Genomic DNA, 16068 nt, shown 5'->3' with positions numbered 1-16068 from the left:
TCTCACTGACGATCTCCCCTTTCGGACCGACCGGACGTGCATCGCGTGTCAGGCGGACTCGCCGCGGGCTCCCTGCTCACTCATCGCGGGTGTGCGGCCGGATCAGGGGGTGAACACGATGGCCGGCTTGGTGGTGCCGCCGCTCGGCGTGGTCACGGAATAGAGGGCTTGGTACTCCCAGTGGTCCACCACAGCCGCAAGCCCGGCACATCCCGGAGTAGCTGTCCCCACCGTGAGCTTGTAGGTGCTGTCGTCGTTGACCTTCAGCTCGCCGGTGGAGTTGGTGTAGGTGGTGGCGAGCCGGCCCGACACCGTCATGGAACAGGTGAGCATCGTCATCCTGAGCTTCACTCCGGAGACGTATCCCTTGGTGACACCGGCGTTGTAGCTGTTCGCCATCAGCTTCCACGGGGTGGTCGTGTCGGCGGCCGGGTACAAGGGGCCGAACGGGCTGGTGCAGTTGCTCCAGGTCAGCGGAGCGACCGTGCCGACCTGCACGTTCGCCGTACCGGAGGCGGTAGCCAGGTTCCCCCGCGCCGCCGATGACTCGCACGTGGTCGGAAGGTTGGCGTCGAGGCCCCATTGGAGACGGACGGTCCCGGAGCCGGCGGAGAAGGTCTCCGCCGGGTTCGGGCCGACGGTCCACGTGGGCGCCGCGACGCCCGCCGTCGCGACGGGTGCCGCGAAGGCGATGGCGGCGACAGCGGCACCGGCCGCCATCACGAGCTCCCTGAGAGACCTGCGCACAGCTGGCTCCTCCGTTTCGGCAACGGTCCGGTGGGCACGGGGTCGCACGGCGGGCGGACCCCGCGGTGCGACCCCTGTTCATCCCTGAGTGGCTCGTGACCGGATCAGGGGGTGTAGACGATGGTCGGCTTGGTGGTGCCGCCGCTGGGTGTGACCGCGTTGTAGTTGGCGGTGTAGGTCGGGTTGTTGCCCACGGCCGCGATACCGGCGCAGCCCGAGGTGACGGTGGCGACGGTCAGCTTGTAGGTGGCGTTGTTGCTGACTGCCAGCACGCCGGTGGAGTTGGTGTACTTGGCGGCGACGTTGCCCGTCACCGTGAAGGTGCAGGTGAGGACCTTCAGCGTGGCCTTCACTCCGGCGATGTACCCGTTGGTGACACCGGCGCTGTAGGTGTTCGCGGTCAGCTTCCACGAGGTGGAGGTGTCGGCGGTCGGGGTCACCGGGCCGAACGGGCTGGTGCAGCCGCTCCAGGTCAGCGGAGCGATGGTGCCGACCTGCACGTTCGTCGTGCCGGGGGCGCTGGCCAGGTTGCCCGACGCCGCGGAGGACGTACACGTCATCGGGACGCCGTTGAGGACGAGGGTGACGGTGCCGGAACTGGCCGAGAAGGTCTCCGGCGAGTTGGGGCCGACGGTCCAGGTCGGAGCGGCGACGCCGGCGGTGGCGGTGGTGGCTCCGAGGGTGACAGCTGCTGCGGCGGCACCGGCCGCGATCGCGATCTTTCTGAGGGAGTTGCGCACAGTGAGTTCCTCCGATTCGCCAGTGCGGGTGCACTGTTGCGGGGAAGGCACCCGAATTCCTGCAAAGGCGCAGGGAGTGCCGCGATGAATCGTGTTGCGTGGGGGCCGTGCTGCGCTTTCAGCCACACACGTTCTGTGACAGGGCGTGACGTTACTTGCGGGAAACTTGGAGCACAATCCCGCCGGTCAAGATTGGTTGGGCAAGTTTTTTTCCTCGTCAGTAGGTCACTAATTCGCCTGGCGCACTTGTCACTTCGTGCGCAATATCGCTGCGGAATACCGCGTTGCCGCCGCCCCCCGACCCGGCGCCACCATCGCCCGAAGCTTCCGGAAAGGACAAGAAGACGCCGAGGAGAGTCCGGAGACATCCCCCGGCGCAGCCGGCGCGGCGGGCGCCACGGCACCCCGTCGACACCCTCGGTGCGCCCACGGCCGAAAACATTGTCCGGAAGTGAGCATTTCCGCCCCCACCTGCACCGGAGCCCCACAACAGGGCCACGTTGTGTGCCCCCTGCACTTCGATCCTGTCCAGGCGGTGTGCACCCCGCCCGACTTGGTCTATCTTCGGCGCCGATGTTGGTATACACCTGTCGGTCCGTGGGAGCGCTTTCCCCCACACGTTCCACCCACTCCGGGCCCAGGAAGCAAGGGGACGGTCATGCCGAGACTTATCCAGCCGCTGGACACCGGAGACCCGCTGGGGCCCCTCCCCCAGGAGTTCGCCGCGATCATGCGACCCGAACTGCCGAGCCTGATCAAAGAGATAGGCATGGAAGTGACCCGCGCCTATCCGGAATACGCGCGTCTGCTGAACGGCCCCAATGGGACATCAATCCGCTTGGGTGTCGAGCAGAGCCTTTCCTCCTTTGTCGACCTGGTCGCCGAGCCCTCGTCCCCCACGGTCCTGCGCGACGACATGTGCCGGAGATTCGGCAGGTTCGAGGCCTACGAGGGCCGCACCATGGACGCGCTCCAGGGCGCTTACCGGCTGGGTGCGCGCGTCGCGCTCCGGCGGGCGAAGAAGGTGGGCCGGAGTTACAACTTCTCGCCGGCGCTGATGCTCAGCTTCGCCGACGCGCTCTTCGCGTACGTGGACGAGCTCGAGTCCCTGTCACGCGAGGGCTATCTGGAAGTGCAGGCCCAGTCCGACCAGCAGAGCGAGGCGGTGCGCCGGCGTCTGCTGCATCTGATCCTCACGGGCAGACCCGTGCCCCGTAGCGCCATCGCCGAGCTGTGCGAGCAGACCGGATGGACGCTGCCCGAGCAGGTCACACTCGTCGCCGTACGAGCCCCGTCCGGCCTGGACCGGATCAGCGCGGACCCCGACGTCCTGATCGACCCCGCCGATCCGCAGCCGCACCTGCTGATTCCCGGGCCGATGAACGACGCGCGCAGAGAGATGCTCGACCGGACGATCACCGGCGGCGGGGCGGCGATCGGGCTGACGGTGCCGACCGCGCTCGCCGCCGACTCGATCCGCTGGGCCCGGCGTGTCCTCGAACTCGTGGACGCGGGGGTCATCGACGACGCACCGGTCATCCTCTGCGAGGACCACCTCATCACGCTGTGGCTCCTCTCCGACCCGGCCCTCCTCGACCAGCTCGCCGAGCGTGAACTGGCCGCGGTCTCCGGCATCAGCGCGACACGGCGCGAGCGGCTGGTCGAGACGCTGCGGATCTGGCTCGACACCCGTGGCACCGCCGCCCAGATGGGCGAGCTGCTGGATGTGCATCCTCAGACGGTCCGCTACCGGATGCGCAGCCTGGAGGCCATCTTCGGCGACCAGCTCACCGATCCCGAGAGCCGCTTCTCGACCGAAGCCGTGCTGCGCGCGCTGCAGTTACGGGCCCGCAGCGGTCAGTCGCTGAACTGAGGGAGCATCACACGCCGCGCACAGAGTCAACTTACTGCCAGGTAAAGCGAAATAGACGGTCAGTCCCAAACGGTTGCGACACGGAGACGTTCTCAACAAGAAACCCGGAACTGCGTCCCGTTACATAGGGAGGAGCGGTGGCCCACCGGCCACCGCGAAGCGCCACCTCCTGGCCAACCATCCGAGAGGGAACCCCCACATGACCGCCTCGCACCTCCTCGTCCCCGTGCCGATCCCGGACCGGGTCGCCGCACTGATCGGGTCCTGCACTCCGCCACACATCCTTCAGGCGGAGTTCGACGCCGACTGCGCCGCTCGCGAGGTGCGCAGGTTCCGGGGGCCGAGGCTCGGCATCGAGGACCAGGCCGACCGCGAGCAGGCGCTGTCCGAGCTCGCGTGGGCCAACAAGGTGCTGTCCGCCCATCACCCACATCTGGCGGTGCGCCACGACGGCGCCTGGTGACGCTCGCCCGCTTGCGCGGTGGCGACGGCCGACTTACCTTACTCAGAAGTAAGTTTACTCTGGAGTAAGGATTTGGCGTGGCCGACAACAGCAGCGGCAACCTCACCGACGAACTGTCCGGGCTCGACTTCGGTGCCGTCTCCCCGGAGGAGTTCGCGCGGATCGTCAAGGGCCTGTCCGCCAAACAGCTCGGCGAGGTCATGCACGGTGACCTGCGCGCCCGGGTGCTGAGCGAGGTCTTCGGCCGGATGCGGCAGCAGTTCCGCCCGGAGGCGGCGGGCGGGCTGAAGGCCCTCATCCGCTGGAAGATCACGGGCGAGAGCGAGGAGGTCTACGAGACCTCCATAGCCGACGGCACCTGCACGGTGAGCGCGGGCCGCTCCGACGCCGAGCCCCGTACGACGCTGGTGATGGGCGACGCCGAATTCCTCAAGCTGGTCTCCGGCAACGGCAATCCCGTGACGATGTTCATGATGCGCAAGCTGAAGGTCGCCGGCGACGTCGGCCTGGCCTCGGGCCTGACCCGCTACTTCGACATCCCGAAGGCCTGAGCCCATGAGCTACTTCTCCCTCGCCCTCACCGAGGAACAGCGGGACCTGCGCGAGTGGGTCCACGGCTTCGCCGCCCAGGTGGTGCGCCCCGCGGCGGCCGAATGGGACGAACGCGAAGAGACCCCGTGGCCGGTCATCCAGGAAGCGGCCAGGATCGGGCTGTACGGATTCGAATCGCTCGCCGACATGTACGGGGACCCGAGCGGACTCTCCCTCCAGATCGCCAACGAGGAGCTCTTCTGGGGCGATGCCGGGATCGGCATGGCACTGTTCGGCACCTCGCTCGCGGTCGCCGGGATCTTCGCCTCCGGCACGCCCGATCAGCTCGCCGAGTGGGTCCCGCAGTGCTACGGCGACGAGGACGACCCGAAGGTGGCCGCCTTCTGCGTCTCCGAGCCCCAGGCCGGGTCCGACGTCTCCGCGATGACCACGAAGGCCCGTTACGACGAGGCCAGGGACGAGTGGGTGCTCTCCGGCCAGAAGGCGTGGATCACCAACGGCGGGATCGCCGAGATCCACGTGGTGGTCGCCTCGGTCGACCCCGCGCTCGGCGCCCGCGGCCAGGCGGCGTTCATCGTGCCGCCCGGCACTGAGGGCCTGGCGGCGAGCCGCACCATCAAGAAGCTCGGCCTGCGCGCGTCGCACACCGCGGACGTGTTCCTCGACGACGTACGCGTCCCGGGGCACTGCCTGCTGGGCGGGAAGGAGAAGCTGGACGCCCGGCTGGCGCGTGCCCGTGAGGGCGGCACCGCCAAGGGCCAGGCGGCGATGGCGACCTTCGAGGTCAGCCGCCCCACCGTGGGTGCCCAGGCGCTGGGTATCGCGCGCGCCGCGTACGAGTACGCGCTGGAGTACGCCGGTGAACGCGAGGCCTTCGGCCGGCCGATCATCGAGAACCAGTCGATCGCCTTCGCCCTCGCCGACATCCGTACGGAGATCGAGGCCGTACGCCTGCTGATCTGGCAGGCGGCCTGGATGGCCCGCAACGACCGGACCTTCGACGCGGGCCAAGGGTCCATGTCCAAGCTCCGCGCGGGTGAACTGGCGGTCTCCGCGACGGAGAAGGCGGTCCAGATCCTCGGCGGCGCCGGATACAGCAGGGAGCACCCGGTGGAGCGCATGTACCGCGACGCCAAGATCTACACGATCTTCGAGGGTACGAGCGAGATCCAGCGGCTGGTCATCGCCCGGGCCATTTCGGGGCGTCACATCCGCTGACGGCGGGAGCCGGACGCGGCACAATCGTGCATGCGGCAGACCGCGTGGGGAGGCGGGTCCGCCGTGCCGGTCGCGCCTCCCCGCGGAGGTTCCATGCGACGCGCACTCCTTGCCGTAAGCACTCTCGCAGCTGTGGCCCTGGGGACGGTCCCCGCGTCCGCGTCGTCCGGATCCGACGGGTGGGAGCCGGCCCCGACCCCTCCGTACGACCTGCCGGCCGGAGCCCGCTGCGACGTCCCGGTCCACACGGAGCCCGTGGTGGACGAGGTGGTGCAGCGGGTCCTGGACCGGCGGCCGGACGGCTCCCCCTCACGGGTCGCCTACCGCGGCGACCTCGTCGTCCGCGTCACCAACACGGACACCGGCGCCTTCTACGACGCCGATGTCAGCGGCAGCGCGATCGTCGACCACCACGCGGACGGTTCGCAGAAGTGGTACGTCGTCGGCCCCGTGCTGGCGGGCGTCGGCGAGAACGCCGGGAACCTGACACGGGGTCTGTACGTGCTGGACGGTGTGTACACCATGGACATCAGCGCCACCGGCTACAAGTCGGTGCACCTGGCCCACGGGTCCGCCGACGACGTGTGCGCGCGGATCGGCTGAGTCCGGACGGCCGGTTCAGTCACCCGTCGTCCCGTCGGTCCGCTCCCGCAGGAGATCGGCGTGGCCGTTGTGGCGCGCGTACTCCTGGATCATCAGTACGTAGACCGCGCGAAGGCTGAGGCCGACCTCGGGCGTGGACATGAAGGTCTCGTCGAGAGCGCGCCCTGCCACCGCCGCGTCGCATGCCGTGATCTCGGCCCGGTATCTCCCGAAGTCCCTCTCCGCGTCGGCCGGGTCCACGCCGTCGAAGCCCTCGTCACCGTCGGACGGCCCGGTGAAGACATCGCCGACGGGCTCGCCCGCGAAGCTGCGCCGGAACCACCACCGCTCGATCTCCGCCATGTGGCGGACCAGACCGAGAAGGGTGAGGTTCGACGGCTCCACGGCCGCCGTCGCCAGTTGCGCGGCACCGAGACCGGCGCACTTGGCCAGCAGGGTCTCCCGATGCCAGTTCAGCCATCCCTCCAGCAGTTGGCGCTCAGGCAGCATGCCCAGAGTGCTCAGCGACGTGGTCCGCTCGGCCCGCGGTGCCGTCCACGTCATGCACCCACTGCTCCGACCGGGGTGAAGCGGACCGGGAGCGATGCCGGGCCCCGGGTGAAGACGCCCTCCTCGGCCGGGGTGAAACCGTCGGCGAGCCGGAGGTCCGGCATCGCGTCGAGCAGCTGGTTCACCCCGGTCTCGACCTCGGCCCTGGCCAGCAGGGCACCCACGCAGAAGTGCCGGCCCAGCGCGAACGCCAGGTGGTCGGCGGCCGCGGAGAACGCCGTGGTGCTGGTCAGGTCGTCACGGAAGAGGTCGAATCGGTCCGGTTCGGTGTAGCGGGCCCCGTCCCGGTTGGCCGAGCCGATCAGACAGGTGACGGTGGCGCCGGCCGGGACGGTGCCACCGGACAGCTCCACCTCCCCCGCCGTCTGGCGCATGATCATGTGGACCGGCGGGGTGTAGCGCAGCGTCTCGGCGAAGGCCCGGTCGATCAGGGACCGGTCCCGCTGTACGGCGGCGAGCTGCTCGGGGTGTGCCAGGAGATTGGCGAAGACCGAGGCGATGGCCTTGTCGGTCGTCTCGCCGCCGGCCGCGAGCAGCAGGCTGCAGAACGCCTTGATGTCCTCGTCGCTCATCCGTACGCCGTCGACCTCGGCGGCGCAGAGCGCGGAGAGCAGATCGTCCCCCGGCTGCTCCCTGCGCCGCTGGATGACGGGGATCATGTACTCGGCGAACTCCAGGCGGGTCCGCTCCCCCGCCGCCGTGACCGCGGGGTCACCCGCCAGGTTGCCGAGGAAGGCGATGACGTTGGTGTACCAGCCGTGGAAGCGCTGGTGGTCCGCCCTGTCCAGGCCCAGCATGTCGGCGATGACCAGGACGGGGAAGCGGGTCGCGAACGCCTCGACGAGGTCCGCCTCCCCCTTGTGCCGGAAGGTGTCGATGAGCTCGCGGGCGTTGCGCTCGATGACGGGCAGGAACTTCTCCTGGAGGTCGGCGCCGCGGAAGGCGGGGGCCACCAGGGCCCGGCGTACGGCGTGTTCCCTGCCGCTCAGCTGGAGGATGGTGCGGCCGTGGACGGGCTCCAGCTGCCAGTCGTAGTTCTCGGTGGTGAACTCCTGCGCCCGGTCCTTGAAGACGCGCTCGACGTCCTCGTAGCGCGAGACGAGATAGCTCCCCGTGGCCTCGTGGTGGATCAGCGGGGCACTCTCGCGCATCGTCCGGTAGGCCCCGTAGGGATCGGCGGCGAAGGCGGGCGAGAGAATATCGGGCGGTGAGGACGCCTGGGACACGTGTGACTCCTGTGGGGCAGAGATCAGGGGCTTCATTGCAGTGAACGGGCAACACCAGCAAGGCTATTGACCGTCAGCCGGATAGCGAACCCATTGGGAGTACTTCTTGATCGCCGGACCCGAGGCGCCACGTCCGTCCGTCCTGTTCGTCACCGACCTCGCCTACGAGGCGCGCGGGCGGCGCTACTGCGACGAGGACATCTTCCTGACGTCCCGGCTGCGCGAGACCTTCGACGTCGCGCTCTGTCACCCCCGTGACGCGGCGGCGCTGCTGGACGGGTTCGACGCGGTCGTCGTCCGTAACAGCGGACCGGTCCTGCACTACCAGGAGGCGTACGACGCGTTCCGTACCCGCGCCCGGGAGTCGGGGACGCGGGTGTACAACACGCTCGACGGGCGCGGGGACATGGCCGGCAAGCAGTATCTGGTCGATCTGAGCCGGGCCGGCTTCCCGGTGATCCCGACCGTGGACCGTGCGACGGATCTCGAGCTGCTCCCCCGCTCGGCCGGCTACGTGGTCAAGCCCAAGCTCGGCGCGGACTCGGTGGGCCTGCGTTTCACCGAGAGGCCGGAGTATCCCGGGGACGCCGACGGCACGCTGCTCGTCCAGCCCAGGATCGACTTCCGCTACGAGGTGTCCTTCTACTTCGTCGACCACGACTTCCAGTACGCCCTCCACGCACCGCGTCCGGACAGGCGCTGGGTGCTCGAACCGTACGCCCCGAGCCCTGAGGACCTGGACTTCGCGCGCCGTTTCGTCGAGTGGAACACCCTCACTCACGGCATCCAGCGGGTGGACGCCTGCCGGACCCCGGAGGGCGGCCTGCTGCTCGTCGAGCTGGAGGACCTCAATCCGTATCTGTCGCTCGACCTGGTTCCGGACGAGGCCCGCGAGGCGTTCGTCGCCCGGATGAGGGACTCCGTACGGGAGCTGCTGGCCTGACCCGTCCGGCCCGTCCCGCATGCGTGGGACCTGACCGGGTGTGAGGGTGCGAGGGTGACCACTGCCAGCGAGACCGCCCCCGCCGCGCAGAGTGCCGCAGCGCCACCCGTCCTCGACCCCAGACGCCGGAACATCGTGTTCGCCACGATCGTCCTGGGGATCCTGCTCGCCGCGCTGGACCAGACGATCGTGGGAACGGCGCTCCCCACGATCGTCTCGGACCTCGGCGGCGCGGAGCACATGTCGTGGGTCGTGACGGCGTATCTGCTGGCGGAGACCGTGGCGACGGTCCTGGTCGGCAAGTTCGGCGACCTCTTCGGCCGGAAGTTGATCTTCCAGATCTCGGCCGTCATCTTCATCACCGGCTCGTTCCTCTGCGGTCTCGCGTCCAACATGCTGCTGCTGATCATCTGGCGTGGTCTGCAGGGCATCGGCGCGGGCGGGCTCATGGTCACCGCCATGGCGCTGATCGCCGATGTCATCCCGCTGCGCGAACGGGGCAAGTACCAGGGGGCGATCGGTGCGGTCTTCGGCGTCGCCACGGTGGTCGGACCGCTGCTGGGCGGGCTGTTCACCGACCATCTGACCTGGCGGTGGGCGTTCTACGTCAATGTGCCGATCGCGATCGTGGTGGTCATCGCGGCCGCCCGCACCATCCCTTCCGTACGCGCGGCGGGACGCCCGGTCATCGACTACCTGGGCATCGCGCTGGTCGCCGTCGGCGCCAGCGCGCTGATCCTCGGCACGAGCTGGGGCGGCAACGAGTACGCCTGGGGCTCACCGGTCATCATCGGCCTGTTCGTCGGCGGCCTCGTCGCGCTGGCGCTCTTCTGCGTCGTGGAGACACGGGCGAAGGAGCCGATGCTGCCGATGAGGCTGTTCCGCAACCCGGTGTTCGCGGTCTGCTCCATCCTGAGCTTCATCGTGGGCTTCGCCATGCTAGGCGCGATGATCTATCTGCCGACCTACCTGCAGTACGTCGACGGGGACTCGGCCACCCTGTCCGGGGTGCGGACCCTGCCCCTGGTGGTGGGTCTGCTGGCGGCCTCCATCTTCAGCGGCAACGTGGTGAGCAAGACCGGCCACTACCGCTTCTTCCCCGTCATCGGTTCGCTCGTCATGGCGGTCGGCCTCTACCTCCTGTCCCGGATGGGCCCCGGCAGCGGCATCTGGCTTGAGTCGCTGTACATGCTGGTGCTGGGCATCGGTATCGGCCTGTCCATGCAGGTGCTGACGATCGCCGTGCAGAACACGGTCGACTACTCGGACCTCGGCACCGCCACGTCCGGCGTGACGTTCTTCCGGACGCTCGGCAGCTCGTTCGGCACGGCGGTGTTCGGCACGATCTACGCCAACGCCCTGCGGCCGAATCTGACCCAGGGCGTCGAGCAGGCGGCGCGGGCCGGCGGTGATCCGGCCTCGCTGGCGCGGGTCGCGGAGAGTCCGAAGGCCGTGCACGCCCTGCCCGCCGACCAGACCGCGCCCCTCGCCCAGGCGTACGCGGACACGTTGCACACCGTCTTCCTCTGGACGGTGCCGGTGGCCCTGCTGGGGTTCGTCGTCTCGCTCTTCCTGAAGCAGGTGAAGCTGCGCGACAGCGCCCGTGCGGGCTCGACCGACATGGGTGAGGGCTTCGCCCGGCCGAACACCGGCGACGCGGCGAACGTGCTCGAATCCGCCGTGGCCCGGATCCTGCACCAGGCAGGTCCCGATACCGCCCGGCGGATCGTCGCGGACTCCGACACCCGGCTCGACACGGCGGGGGCCTGGGCGGTGATGCAGGTCGACCTCTTCACCCGGATGGTGGGCCACGCGGGGCTCAGGCTGATCGCCGCCCGGCACCGGATCCCGCCGGAGGTGCTGGTGCCCGTCTTCGACCGGATGATCGAGGAGGGCTATCTCACCGGGGACGGCCGGCTCTTCACCCATACGGCCGCTGGCCGCCGTGAGGCGGCGACGATCTCGGCGGCCTGGGGCCGCTGGCTCAACGAACGGCTGGCCGAGGACGGCGCCCGGCCCGATGACCGGCAGCTGCGCGCGGCGGTCGACGTGATCGCCAAGCGGCTGCTCGCGGAGGACCTGGAGCAGCAGCTGGCCCCGCCCGAGCGGACGGGGGTCCCGGCCTGACCAGGGCGGACGGCTACTCGACGAAGACCGCGGTCTCGTACACCCAGGCGCCCTGCTCGCGGACGAAGCGGCTCTGCTCGTGGAGAGAGTCGGGCCTGCCGTCGTCGGTGTAGTGGGCGCGGAAGGTGACCGTACCGGTGGTGTGGAAGGCGCTGCCCTCGGTGGTGGCCAGGATCTCCAGCCGCTCCCAGCGCAGGGCCGGGTCGAAGTCGACGGCCGGCGGGCGGGTCGCCGGGTGCCACGTGCGCAGCAGGTATCCGGCGTCCTGGACGACGAAGGCGGCGTACCGCGAGCGCATCAGCGCCTCGCACGTCGGGGCGGCGGCGGTGCCCGCGTGCAGCCGGCCGCAGCACTCCCCGTAGGCGGCCGGCAGACCGCACGGGCACGGTGCCTCCGGGGTGATCCGCAAGGGTCCTGCCTGCGGGGCGTCCGGCCGGCGGGGGCGTGAGGTGCGTCGTGACATGCGTCCATTGTGGCCTGCCGGCCGTGGCGCCCGGGGAACGGGGCAGGAGCCGGCGGTCCCCCGCCGTGCGCGGTCAGCGCTTGCGCGCCACGCCCGCGTATCCGGGGATCGGCTCGACGCCGGGTACGTCGATGACCTCGCCGAGCTCCGGACGCCAGTCCGCGGAGAGCGAGACGCCCGGCTCGACGAGTTCGAGGCCGTGGAAGAACGCGGTGAGCTCGGCGCGCGAGCGGGGCCGCAGGGTCATCCCCCGCGCCTTGTACATGGCACGGGCCTGGGCCGCGCCCTCCGGGTCGAAGTCACCCGTGGTGTGCGACAGCACCAGATAGCTGCCGGAGGGCAGCTGCTCCACGAGGCGGTCGACGAGCTCGGCGGCCCCGTCCTCGTCGTCGACGAAGTGCAGCAGGGCGAGGAGGGAGAGCGCGATCGGCCGGTCGAAGTCGAGGACCTTGCCCGCCGCCTCCAGGATGGCGTCGGGCCTCCGGGCGTCGGCCTGGATGTATTCGGTGGCGCCCTCGGGCGTGGAGCGCAGCAGCGCCGCCGCGTGTGCGAGGACGATCGGGTCGTTGTCGCAGTAGACGACGCGCGCGTCCGGGGCGGTCCCCTGGGCGATCTGGTGAAGATTCGGCTCGGTGGGTATGCCGGAGCCGATGTCGAGGAACTGGCGCACGCCGCCCTCCGCGAGCCAGCGGGTGGCCCGGTGCATGAAGGCGCGGTTGACCCGGGCCATGTCGCGGCCCCGGGCGTCCAGGGCGAGCAGCTGCTGGGCCATCTGTTCGTCGACCGGGTAGTTGTCCTTGCCGCCGAGGAACCAGTCGTACATCCGTGCCGGATGCGGCTTGCTCGTGTCGATCTCGACGGTCTGGGGATCCTGCCCGGTCATAACGCACTCCGTTGGTCGGGGACTTCGGCGAACAGCGTGTGGTGCGACAATAGGCGGCCCGTGCGTCAGGTGAGGAGGAAATCGGCCTGCCCGGACTTGGCGCCCTGGATGAAAGCGGCGATCTCTCCGTTGGAGTAGATGAGAGCGGGCCCCTCCGGGTCCGCGGACTGACGGACCGCCACCCTGCCGTCGGCCAGCTTCATGGCCTCGATGCAATTGCCGCCGTTACCACCGCTCCACGGCTTGTACCAGCCTTCGGTGCCGAGGTCGGCGGCCGGCATGCCGTTGTATATGTGGTTCATCACAGCTCCTTGCGGAAGTCCCTGAGGATTTCCTTCGTGCGTTGTGCAGTTGCGGCCTGAGCCGCCATTCGGTCCATGACCTCGAGGTACGAGGCCACCTCCGGGCGCGCGTCGAAGTACACGGCGCCCGTCAGGTACTCGCTGTAGACCATGTCGGGCAGCTCGGGGACCGCGAAGCGGAAGAGGACGAACGGGCCGTACGTGCCCGGGTGGTGGCCGGTCGCGAACTCCGCGATCTGCAGGGTCACGTTGGGCAGATCGGTCGCTTCGAGCAGGCGGTCGACCTGGGCCCGCATGGCCTCGGGGCTGCCGACGGGGCGACGCAGTACCGTCTCGTCCATGACCACCCAGAGCTTCGGCGCATCCGCCTTGGTGAGCAGCGCCTGCCGCTCCATCCGCAGGGCCACATGGCGCTCGATGTCGGCGGGCCTGGTCTGGCCGACCGCGCCGGTGCGCAGGACGGAGCGCGCGTAGTCCTCGGTCTGCAGGAGCCCGGGGACGAAGTGCGGCTCGTACGTGCGCAGGAGGCTCGCGGCGCCCTCCAGGCTGACGTACATGCTGAACCAGTCGGGCAGCACATCGTGGAAGCGCTGCCACCAACCGGGCTTGTTGGCCTCTTCCGCCAGTTCGACGAAGGCGTCGGTCTCGTCGTCTGCGATCCCGTAGGCCTTGAGGAGGAGCTGGACGTACGGGATCTTCAGCCCGACCTCGGCGGTCTCCATCCTGCGTATGGTCCCCGGGGCGACACGGAGCACCTTCGCCGCCTGGTCCCGGCTCAGGCCCACGCGTTCCCGCAGGTCCTGCAGACGCTTACCGAGAACGACCTGGCCCACGGTCGGGGCCGACCGCGGTTCGCTCACTTCAGACCTCCCGATGCGCTGTGTGCGAGCAGTGTGCCATGCGCGGGGCTCCAGGGACACAGCCACTCTGAAATTTTCAGAGTGCCTCTTGCCAAGTGTTCTTGTCAGGGGGAGAGTTGGTAACCGAACCAAGTTCGCGTGGTCGCCCCGCCCCGTTGCGGGACGGTGCGAAGCGTGACACAGCCCCCACTGTGAGGAATCGGTCGTGGCACCTGGCAGTGCGCTCATCCCCCGGCTCATGGACCTCAGCCCCGGGGCGGAGGCGCTCCGTTACTGCTTCGCGCTGCCGGCGCACCCCGAGTCGGTCGCCGGTGCGCGGCGCCTCACCCGGGCCCGGCTGGCGGACTGGCGGCTGACGGGGGACGCCCACGACGCGGCGGTGCTGATCGTCTCCGAACTGGTGACCAACGCGGTGGTGCACACCGCGAGCGCCCGGGTCGTCTGCGAACTCCGCTGCGACGACGGCCGCTTGCGCATAGCCGTACAGGACCAGGGGCACCAGCCCGGCGGCCCCCGGCTGTCCCTCACCGCCGACGGGGAGCACGGGCGCGGGCTGCTGCTCGTCGACTCCATGAGCAGTGCGTGGGGATCCCACGACGCGGGGAACCACTCCGGGCGCATCGTGTGGGCCGAACTGCCGTACGGCCCGGAGCCGACATGCTGAAGAACGCCCTGTCCCAGCTGCTCGGCGCGCGTCGCGCCCGGGGCCCGGCGGAGGACGGCGCACCGGGCCGGGTCCGGCTCCCTCTGCCGCCCGCGCTGTCGGCGAGCCTCGGCTGCGACGCGGTGGGCGTGCCCGCGCGGTACGGATTCAGGCTGATGTCGCATCTGCCGCGCGCCGGATGCGTGTTCGCCGACGCCGACCAGTGGTGGTGGATCGTCCCGTCGGGTTCGGATCTCGATCTGGACTGGCCGGAGCAGGCGTCGTACGCCACCGGGGGCTACGTCCCCGCCGGGCGCCCCAGGCTCATCCACGCGCCGGACAGCCGGACGCCGTACACGCCGCCCATCCCGCTCTTCCTCATGGTGTGTCAGGTCACCGGTGTCGTGCCGTCCTGGGACCCGTCCGGCAGGCCGAAGGCCGTGCCCGCTCCCTGACCGGTCACGGCGCGAGGTAGGCGAGGCCGGGGTGGACCTTCGTGTACCCGTCGACCAGCCGGCGGGCCACGGAGACGGAGTCGACCAGCGGGTGCAGGGCGAAGGCTTTGACGGCGGCGGCACGCGAGCCGGTCTCCGCCGCTTCGAGCACCGCGCGTTCCACGGCCTTGACCGCGGTGACCAGGCCGACCGCGTGGTAAGGGAGCGGGTCGACGGCCACGGGGTGGGCGCCGTTGGCGTCGACCAGGCAGGGCACCTCGATGACGGCGTCCTCGTCGAGCACCGAGAGGGTGCCCCGGTTGCGGACGTCGAGGATCAGGGAGGTCCGTTCGTTGCGGGCGACGGCCCGCATCAGGGCGAGCGCCACCTGTTCGTAGCCCCCGGAGTCCAGGTCGCTCTCCTCACGCTCGCCGGCCCCGGCCACATCGCGGTTCTCCGCCATGTACGTGGCCTCGCGTTCGGCGCGCGTACGGTCCCAGGTGGTGAGCGCCGGGGCGGCCGGATCCTTCATCCGGGCGTAGAAGCCCTCCTGCTGGTCGCGGAGGAAGGCGCCACGGGTCCGGTCGGCCTCCTGGTAGGCGCGGACCGCTTCGCGGTTGAAGTAGTAGTAGTGCAGGTACTCGTTGGGGATCGAGCCGAGGGAGCGCAGCCAGTCCGCCCCGAAGAGCCTGCCCTCCTCGAAGGAGCCGAGCAGCGCGGGATCGGCGAGCAGGCGCGGGAGTTCGTCACGGCCGTCGACCTCCAGGCCACGCACCCAGCCGAGGTGGTTGAGCCCGACGTAGTCGACCCGGGCCCGGTCCGGATCGGCGCCCAGGACCCGGGCGATGCGGCGGCCGAGCCCCACCGGGGAGTCGCAGATCCCGATGACCCTGTCGCCGAGGTGCCGGGACATGGCCTCGGTGACCAGACCGGCCGGGTTGGTGAAGTTGATGACCCACGCGTCGGGGGCGAGCCGAGCGATGCGCCGGGCGAGTGCGACCGCGACGGGCACGGTACGCAGCCCGTACGCGATGCCGCCCGCGCCGACCGTCTCCTGGCCGAGGACGCCTTCGTCGAGTGCGACGCGTTCGTCCGCGGCGCGGCCTTCCAGGCCGCCGACGCGGATCGCGGAGAAGACGAAGTCCGTGCCGCGCAGTGCTACGTCGAGATCGTCGGTGGCGACGACCGCGGGCGCGTCAGGAATGCCCCGCGCCTGTTCGTCGAGGACCCGGGCGACGGCGGTGAGCCGGTCCGCGTCCGTGTCGTACAGGGTCACCCGCGAGACGCGGCCCTCGGCGTGATCGCCGAGCAGTGCCCCGTACACCAGAGGGACCCGGAATCCGCCGCCGCCAAGAATTGTCAGCTTCACGCTGCTCGATGGTACGGGCCCGGCAGCCGGTTGCCCCGGACCCGGAGGTCCGGGGCGCCCGGAACGGCGGACG

At 70.0% G+C, this 16068-nt stretch carries 18 protein-coding genes; 9 read left to right on the top strand and 9 right to left on the bottom strand.

The window, feature by feature from the left end:
• Window positions 1-102: 102 nt before the first annotated feature.
• Window positions 103-747, bottom strand: coding sequence for a hypothetical protein (locus OG379_RS33380; protein ID WP_405666860.1), 645 nt, complete (start codon window positions 745-747; stop codon window positions 103-105).
• 104 nt (window positions 748-851) lie between these two features.
• Window positions 852-1487: a hypothetical protein gene (locus OG379_RS33375; RefSeq protein WP_393766438.1), complete on the bottom strand. Its 636-nt coding sequence runs from the start codon at window positions 1485-1487 to the stop codon at window positions 852-854.
• Between the two features lie 658 nt (window positions 1488-2145).
• On the opposite strand from OG379_RS33375, the gene OG379_RS33370 reads away from it, so the two are divergent.
• The 5 genes from OG379_RS33370 (at window position 2146) to OG379_RS33350 (ending at window position 6196) form a co-directional block, all read left to right on the top strand.
• On the top strand, window positions 2146-3360 hold the full coding sequence (locus tag OG379_RS33370) for a helix-turn-helix domain-containing protein (RefSeq protein WP_405666859.1): 1215 nt from the start codon (window positions 2146-2148) through the stop codon (window positions 3358-3360).
• Between the two features lie 199 nt (window positions 3361-3559).
• On the top strand, window positions 3560-3823 hold the full coding sequence (locus OG379_RS33365) for a hypothetical protein (protein WP_393766440.1): 264 nt from the start codon (window positions 3560-3562) through the stop codon (window positions 3821-3823).
• A 77-nt stretch (window positions 3824-3900) separates the two neighbouring features.
• Entirely contained in the window at window positions 3901-4374 is a 474-nt protein-coding gene (locus OG379_RS33360; RefSeq protein ID WP_356716777.1) for an SCP2 sterol-binding domain-containing protein, read from the top strand.
• 4 nt (window positions 4375-4378) lie between these two features.
• Window positions 4379-5593, top strand: coding sequence for an acyl-CoA dehydrogenase family protein (locus OG379_RS33355; protein ID WP_405666857.1), 1215 nt, complete (start codon window positions 4379-4381; stop codon window positions 5591-5593).
• A gap of 93 nt (window positions 5594-5686) precedes the next feature.
• Window positions 5687-6196 carry a hypothetical protein gene (locus OG379_RS33350; RefSeq protein WP_405666855.1) on the top strand — a complete coding sequence of 170 codons (510 nt, stop codon included), beginning with the start codon at window positions 5687-5689 and terminating at the stop codon, window positions 6194-6196.
• Between the two features lie 15 nt (window positions 6197-6211).
• Here the strand turns inward: OG379_RS33350 and OG379_RS33345 are convergent, their stop codons facing one another.
• Complete coding sequence (locus tag OG379_RS33345; RefSeq protein WP_405666854.1) at window positions 6212-6739, bottom strand: DinB family protein; 528 nt, start codon at window positions 6737-6739, stop codon at window positions 6212-6214.
• The gene (locus OG379_RS33340) at window positions 6736-7971 is read right to left on the bottom strand and encodes a cytochrome P450 (RefSeq protein WP_405666852.1); all 1236 of its coding nucleotides are present in this window, start codon (window positions 7969-7971) and stop codon (window positions 6736-6738) included. The genes OG379_RS33345 and OG379_RS33340 overlap by 4 nt, the downstream gene beginning before the upstream one ends.
• A 106-nt stretch (window positions 7972-8077) precedes the next feature.
• On the opposite strand from OG379_RS33340, the gene OG379_RS33335 reads away from it, so the two are divergent.
• On the top strand, window positions 8078-8914 hold the full coding sequence (locus OG379_RS33335; protein WP_405666850.1) for a hypothetical protein: 837 nt from the start codon (window positions 8078-8080) through the stop codon (window positions 8912-8914).
• A gap of 54 nt (window positions 8915-8968) precedes the next feature.
• Window positions 8969-11041: an MDR family MFS transporter gene (locus OG379_RS33330; protein ID WP_405666848.1), complete on the top strand. Its 2073-nt coding sequence runs from the start codon at window positions 8969-8971 to the stop codon at window positions 11039-11041.
• 13 nt (window positions 11042-11054) lie between these two features.
• On the opposite strand, the gene OG379_RS33325 is transcribed toward OG379_RS33330, so the two are convergent.
• The 4 genes from OG379_RS33325 to OG379_RS33310 form a co-directional block, all read right to left on the bottom strand.
• Window positions 11055-11504: a YchJ family protein gene (locus OG379_RS33325; RefSeq protein WP_405666846.1), complete on the bottom strand. Its 450-nt coding sequence runs from the start codon at window positions 11502-11504 to the stop codon at window positions 11055-11057.
• A 73-nt stretch (window positions 11505-11577) separates the two neighbouring features.
• Complete coding sequence (locus OG379_RS33320) at window positions 11578-12387, bottom strand: SAM-dependent methyltransferase (RefSeq protein ID WP_405666845.1); 810 nt, start codon at window positions 12385-12387, stop codon at window positions 11578-11580.
• 65 nt (window positions 12388-12452) lie between these two features.
• Window positions 12453-12689: a DUF397 domain-containing protein gene (locus tag OG379_RS33315; RefSeq protein ID WP_405666844.1), complete on the bottom strand. Its 237-nt coding sequence runs from the start codon at window positions 12687-12689 to the stop codon at window positions 12453-12455.
• On the bottom strand, window positions 12689-13549 hold the full coding sequence (locus OG379_RS33310) for a helix-turn-helix domain-containing protein (RefSeq protein ID WP_405666842.1): 861 nt from the start codon (window positions 13547-13549) through the stop codon (window positions 12689-12691). Before OG379_RS33310 ends, OG379_RS33315 begins: the two co-directional genes overlap by 1 nt.
• A 205-nt stretch (window positions 13550-13754) precedes the next feature.
• Here OG379_RS33310 and OG379_RS33305 point away from each other — a divergent pair, with 205 nt between their 5' ends.
• Window positions 13755-14213: an ATP-binding protein gene (locus OG379_RS33305; RefSeq protein ID WP_405666841.1), complete on the top strand. Its 459-nt coding sequence runs from the start codon at window positions 13755-13757 to the stop codon at window positions 14211-14213.
• Complete coding sequence (locus OG379_RS33300) at window positions 14207-14647, top strand: hypothetical protein (protein WP_393766451.1); 441 nt, start codon at window positions 14207-14209, stop codon at window positions 14645-14647. Before OG379_RS33305 ends, OG379_RS33300 begins: the two co-directional genes overlap by 7 nt.
• A 4-nt stretch (window positions 14648-14651) precedes the next feature.
• Here OG379_RS33300 and OG379_RS33295 read toward each other — a convergent pair whose 3' ends face one another.
• Window positions 14652-15995: a 6-phospho-beta-glucosidase gene (locus tag OG379_RS33295; RefSeq protein ID WP_405666840.1), complete on the bottom strand. Its 1344-nt coding sequence runs from the start codon at window positions 15993-15995 to the stop codon at window positions 14652-14654.
• Window positions 15996-16068: the final 73 nt, after the last annotated feature.

The sequence above is a fragment of the Streptomyces sp. NBC_01166 genome (assembly GCF_045039765.1).
Taxonomy (GTDB): Bacteria; Actinomycetota; Actinomycetes; order Streptomycetales; family Streptomycetaceae; genus Streptomyces.
The sequence above is the reverse complement of the archived record's forward strand: the minus strand, read 5'-3'. Positions and strand labels throughout refer to the sequence as shown.